This is a genomic window from Methanobrevibacter sp. (assembly GCF_045644645.1).
Classification (GTDB): domain Archaea; phylum Methanobacteriota; class Methanobacteria; order Methanobacteriales; family Methanobacteriaceae; genus Methanocatella.
This window is the reverse complement of record NZ_JAZRHE010000135.1, coordinates 1-5583: the sequence shown is the minus strand read 5'-3', so window position 1 is coordinate 5583 and position 5583 is coordinate 1. Positions and strand designations below refer to the sequence as shown.

The 5583-nt window shown below is 32.9% G+C and carries 6 protein-coding genes, 2 rRNA genes and 1 pseudogene; 8 read left to right on the top strand and 1 reads right to left on the bottom strand.

The window, feature by feature from the left end; all coding sequences use genetic code 11:
• The first annotated feature begins 19 nt into the window (after positions 1-19).
• The 8 genes from rrf (ACKI4K_RS07845) to ACKI4K_RS07810 all read left to right on the top strand — a co-directional run bounded on the left by rrf (ACKI4K_RS07845) (position 20) and on the right by ACKI4K_RS07810 (position 5287).
• Positions 20-137, top strand: a 5S ribosomal RNA gene (gene rrf, locus ACKI4K_RS07845).
• A 53-nt stretch (positions 138-190) separates the two neighbouring features.
• A 5S ribosomal RNA gene (rrf, locus tag ACKI4K_RS07840) occupies positions 191-308 on the top strand.
• 203 nt (positions 309-511) lie between these two features.
• Positions 512-1495 (top strand): transcription initiation factor IIB, encoded by a 984-nt coding sequence (locus ACKI4K_RS07835; RefSeq protein ID WP_407423932.1) that lies wholly within the window; start codon positions 512-514, stop codon positions 1493-1495.
• Positions 1496-1936: 441 nt separating this feature from the next.
• Positions 1937-2128, top strand: coding sequence for a hypothetical protein (locus ACKI4K_RS07830; protein ID WP_407423930.1), 192 nt, complete (start codon positions 1937-1939; stop codon positions 2126-2128).
• 100 nt (positions 2129-2228) lie between these two features.
• The gene (locus tag ACKI4K_RS07825; RefSeq protein WP_407423928.1) at positions 2229-3428 is read left to right on the top strand and encodes an ATP-binding protein; all 1200 of its coding nucleotides are present in this window, start codon (positions 2229-2231) and stop codon (positions 3426-3428) included.
• Between the two features lie 94 nt (positions 3429-3522).
• Complete coding sequence (locus ACKI4K_RS07820; protein WP_407423926.1) at positions 3523-3984, top strand: MarR family transcriptional regulator; 462 nt, start codon at positions 3523-3525, stop codon at positions 3982-3984.
• A gap of 60 nt (positions 3985-4044) precedes the next feature.
• On the top strand, positions 4045-4524 hold the full coding sequence (locus ACKI4K_RS07815) for a bacterioferritin (RefSeq protein WP_407423924.1): 480 nt from the start codon (positions 4045-4047) through the stop codon (positions 4522-4524).
• Positions 4514-5287 carry an MBL fold metallo-hydrolase gene (locus ACKI4K_RS07810; protein ID WP_407423922.1) on the top strand — a complete coding sequence of 258 codons (774 nt, stop codon included), beginning with the start codon at positions 4514-4516 and terminating at the stop codon, positions 5285-5287. The genes ACKI4K_RS07815 and ACKI4K_RS07810 overlap by 11 nt, the downstream gene beginning before the upstream one ends.
• 53 nt (positions 5288-5340) lie before the next feature.
• Here the strand turns inward: ACKI4K_RS07810 and ACKI4K_RS07805 are convergent.
• Positions 5341-5583: pseudogene (locus ACKI4K_RS07805) on the bottom strand (transposase); the annotation flags it as partial.

Genomic DNA, 5583 nt, shown 5'->3' with positions numbered 1-5583 from the left:
TTGGTTTGTATATTATAGGTATTGCGGTCATAGCATGGGGGTTATACCTGGTCTCGTTTCGATCCCAGTAGTGAAGTCCTTTTGTGTTTTGTTTGTGTACTATGGTTTTCTATGGGAATTTCATTTCGCTGCAAGCCTTTTATATACAAATCATTTACTTAATTACATATCACTTTCATAATGTAATGAGTATTGCGGTCATAGCATGGGGGTTATACCTGGTCTCGTTTCGATCCCAGTAGTGAAGTCCTTTTGTGTTTTGTTTGTGTACTATGGTTTTCTATGGGAATTTCATTTCGCTGCAAGCTCATTATATTCATAATTACCAGAAACCAGCCTTTATATAACTATCACTTTAAAATTATAGAATTAAATCATCACTTATGTTTGTTACGAGTATCCATTTTGACTATCAAATTTTTTAATTGAGTATTTTTTCCTTTTTATTTTTTATTATTCAGTTTTCGGTAACTTTGTTTGTTGAACTTTTAATATTTGAGGAGGATGAAATATGACTCTTAACGTTAAAAAGCCATCAATTAGTGTTGATGGCACATTTAAAAAAGGCAATGTTCAGAGTTCTCTTTATGTTCGTGAAGAGGATGTCTGTCCGGAATGTGGAGCTAAATTAACAACTGATTCTGGAAAAGCTGAAATCAGCTGTTCCCGCTGTGGACTTGTCATTGATGAAAATCGAATTGACATGGGTCCGGAATGGAGGGCGTTTGATCATGAACAAAGAGACAAACGCACCCGTGTTGGAGCCCCAAGGACAAATACCATTCATGATGGGGGTTTATCCACAGTCATTGATTGGAGAAATAAGGACGGCCAGGGCAGAAATATTCCTATAAAAAATAGGGCCCAACTATACAGGTTAAGAAAATGGCAAAGAAAGATCAGGGTTTCAGGTTCTGGTGAGAGAAATTTGGCATTTGCATTAAGTGAAATTGATAGGAATTCATCAAATTTGAGCCTTCCAAGAAGTGTAAGGGAAGACGCTTCAGTCATATATAGAAAAGCCGTCAACCGTAATCTCATTCGGGGAAGAAGTATTGAAAGTGTTGTTTCCGCTTCACTTTATGCCGCATGTAGACGTTGCAATGTGCCTCGTACTTTAGATGAAATCGCTAGTGCATCTAAGGTAACTAAAAAGGATGTAGGCAGGACTTATAGGTTCTTATCCCGTGAGCTGAATATTAAGTTACCTCCGACTTCACCGTCTGACTATGTTCCAAGATTCGCATCCAAAATCGGACTTTCAACAGAGGTCCAATCAAAGGCAATAGCAATCATTGAAAAATCTTCTGAATTGGGTTTGACATCAGGTAAGGGCCCCACTGGAATTGCAGCAGCCGCGTTATACATTGCATCCGTTTTATTGGGTGAGAGAAAAACTCAGAGGGATATTGCTGAAGTTGCAGGTGTGACCGAAGTTACTATCAGAAACAGGTATAAGGAATTATCCGAGGAATTGGATGATTTTAATTTATAGGTGTGTTGTGTTTCAAATTTAATCTATCTGCTGTATTGGAAATAATTCCAATATTGCCTTTTTTTTAATTTTTAGTTAAAAGTTAAATATTATTTTTTATAAAATATTATTGTCGCATCATTTTTAATGACCAATGCCTACGGTCCTTTTATGAGGGAAGTTGATACTGTCGATGATTAGAAGAAACCCAGCATTGGATAGGCTGCCCGTTTCGAGGGTTACTCGAGGAGCGAAGGGTATTCTAGCAATGATTCAAGAGAGTTAGTATACGGGCAAAATCCATTTTATGAAGTTTTTTTTTTAGATTTATAATACAATTTGTTATTTTATTGTATATTTAACCAATTTTAATGGTGTGAGTAATTAAATGGAAGATTATTTAATTGAAACTCCAAGTATTGATTATATGAATCCGCTTATTCGAGATAAGGTTAGGAATTAATGGATCAATCTGAAGATGATTTGGATTATATCAAAAGAAGTTATATCTTTGTTAGGAATGAAATTCCTCACCCATGGGATATTGAAACAAATATAGTTTCAAGAACCTCCAACGTTGTGCTTAAAAATAAAACTAGAATCTACTGGACAAAATCCCGCCTTCTTGCAGCACTTTTAAGTGCAGACGTGTAATTTTTAGACAGTTAAACTATAAAGTTTAATTTATATCTAAAACTTTTTAAATTTTTATAAAAGTTAAACTTATATATTAAATTATATCATATATGATAACATGGTTAAGAGAGATTTGTATTTAAATAGGATTATTCCATTAATCGACAATGAATTAATTAAGGTAATAACTGGAATCAGAAGATGCGGCAAATCTTATATGTTGGGATTAATTAAAAAAGAGTTGATTAATCGTGGAATTGGTGAGGATAACATTATTTTAATCAATTTTGAATCAGCAAAATATCGAAATGTAAGCAATGCTCGTGAACTTGACTTATTAATTGAAAGTCTTGTTGAGAATGTTGATGGTAAGGTATATTTGTTTTTTGATGAGATACAGAATGTTGATGACTGGGAAAAATCAATAAATGCATGTAGAGTTGATTGGGACTGCGATATTTACATAACTGGTTCAAATTCTAAATTATTGTCTGGTGAACTTGCAACTCACTTGACGGGCAGATATTTTGAAGTAAAAATGTATCCCTTTTCATTTAAGGAGTTCCTTGACTATAAACAGCAATCCTCATCAGAAGAGTTGTTCAATGAATATGTGGAATATGGTGGATTTCCACAGTTATTCAGTTTAAACGATGAAGACAAACTCAAATACCTCCATGACCTGTTCAATTCAATATTGTACAACGATTTGATTTCAAGATATCAGATAAGGGATGTAAACATACTGGAAAGGCTAATCATATTCTTAATGGATAATGTAGGTAAAACATTTTCAGCCAAAAGCATTTCGGATTATTTAAAACAAGAGGAACATGTTAAAATTGCTCCAAAAACAATTTACAACTATATTGATTATTTTACAAATTCGCTGTTAATAAAAAAAGTTCAAAGGGAAAATGTTGAAGGAAAAGAGATTTTAAAAATTCATGAAAAGTATTATGTTACTGATCATGGATTCAATCAGGTTTTCAATGGCAGAAATTTAACCAATGTTTCAAGAACCATAGAAAACATTGTATATGTTGAACTTTTAAGGGAAGGCTATGATGTGACAGTTGGCAAAATCGGTGATTTTGAAATTGATTTCGTTGCTAAGAAACATAAAAGTAAGGTTTATATCCAGGTAACATATTCTTTATCTTCTGATGAGACTATTGAAAGAGAGTTTAGGCCTTTATTAAAAGTTAAGGACAATTATCCAAAATATGTGATTTCCACTGACAAGTTTGATTTTTCACAGGAGGGGGTTATTCATCAAAATCTAATTGACTTTTTAGTGAATGGATTGAAATATTAATGTGTCGGAGTTAAAAGTATCAAATATTTTGTATAGTATATAAGCTAAATTTATCAATAATTCTTTTAATAAGTAATAGTATAAGGTGAAATGAATGTCTTGTTTAAATTTTGAAGATGAAAGGATTAATTTTACTCCGCTTATTCTTTATGTTGATTATATTCACATTCTTCACAGGGAGTATTTAATTAATAATTATGAGAATCTTGCTCCTGTTGATGTCACTTATCTGATGAATATTTTTTATAATCCCAATTGTTCCCAAAAGGATTTGTCTGAATTATTTTTTGTTTCAGAGTCAAATGTCACTCAAATTATTAAAAAATTGGAAAAAAATGGATTTATTATAAGAAATCCTGATGAAAAAAACAAAAGCCGTAAGATTCTTAACCTAACTAATGAGGGTAAAATAATAGTATTTAAACTAATAAAGGAAATGTATGAGTGGGAGGGGGATTTTTTTAAAGATTATTCTCCTGAAGATGTTGAAAAGTTCAAAAAGATGATTTATGATTATTCTCAAAAAACAATTGACTCATTAGTTCAATTTAAATAGTCGTTTTAATATAATGTCATATAATGACTTAAGTTACTTAAGTCTTTGAATGGTGATATCATGGCAGATAAAGAAAAAACTATTGAAGTCTTGCAAGCGATTGTGACTGGATTGTCCGCAAATTCATTCGGACACAGAATCCAATCCAAGGTATTTGCAGGATTGGGATTCCAATCCCTTGGAGATAAGTATGCAACACATGCAACAGAAGAAATGGATTTTGTAGAACAATTTATGGATCGTATATTGGATTTGGGCGGTGAAATCAAGCAAGAGGCTCAAGAAGCTAAACCAATATACACGGACATAATTGAATTCATTGAAGCGGATTACAATGTATCTGTGGAAGGAATTGCATTTTTAAATGAGGTTATGGACTCAGGTATTTTTGATGCAACAACATATGATATGATGAAATTGTATCTTAAGGATGAAGAAGAGGACATGTACTGGAGCGAACAGCAATTGGACCTTGTCAAAATGATTGGCAAACAGAATTATTTAACACAATTATTAATAAATGATCAAAATGGAAATTAAAGCAGTAAAAACATATGAAAACGGTTTCATGACACAAGCCTTTGCCTTTGGCGGTGAGGGTGGAAAATTTGATGCATCAATCAAATACAGATCAAGCATTCAGAATTATTTGATTGACACGGGCGATGATGTAATATTGATTGATACAGACATGCCTTCCGAAATGCCTCCTCAGGAAGTGGATGAGAATACTCCATTGTCCATGGGTACAAGGATTACAGATTATCTTTCTGCCCTTAATGAGATGGGATATGATAATGATGATGTGACTAAAATATTGATTACACATAAACATGCCGACCATACCGGAGAGCTAAGGCAATTTCCTAATGCTAAGGTATACCTCTCCAAAACTGAAGCTGAAGAATTGAGTCTTGAAGGCGACAACATTGTGCCTGTCGAATTTGATGACGGCCCTTTCTATAACTTTGAAAAGTCACAAAAAATAGTGGATGATGTATATTTAATTGAAGCAATCGGCCACACTACAGGCAACAGTATTGTTATTGCAAAGAACGATGATTTATTCTACATGTTCCACGGTGATGTCACATATACTGATGAGGCATTGTATGCAAACAAGCTGTCAGTTGTTTTTGAAGATATTGAAAAAGCAAGGGAAACTCTTGACAATGTTAGGGAATTTGTCAAAAATCAGCCTACAGTATATCTGTCTACACACACTCCCTTAGGCCATGAAAACCTGGAAAATAAAAGTGTCATTGATTTGGAAAATCCTCCAGAAAGCATTTATCCAAAATAAATGCTTTTTTTTTACTTTTTTTGGTTAAAATGAGTCTGTAAAATTTTATAGGCTTATTTGATTTTTATGTGTTTTTCTGTCCAGTTTTCCATTTGGTAGTCCAAGAAGGTCAGAATTCCGTTTTTAGTTTTGTATAATTTCTTTATTTTTTCTGGATTGGTTTGTCTGTAGTAATTTTCGACTTTGTTTGATGTTTTTTCGATATTTTTATCATCTAGGTGTTGTACGTATCTTTGGAAGTGATTTATGATGTGTTTTCTTATGAAATCTTTTAATACGATTGGTATGGCCATGTA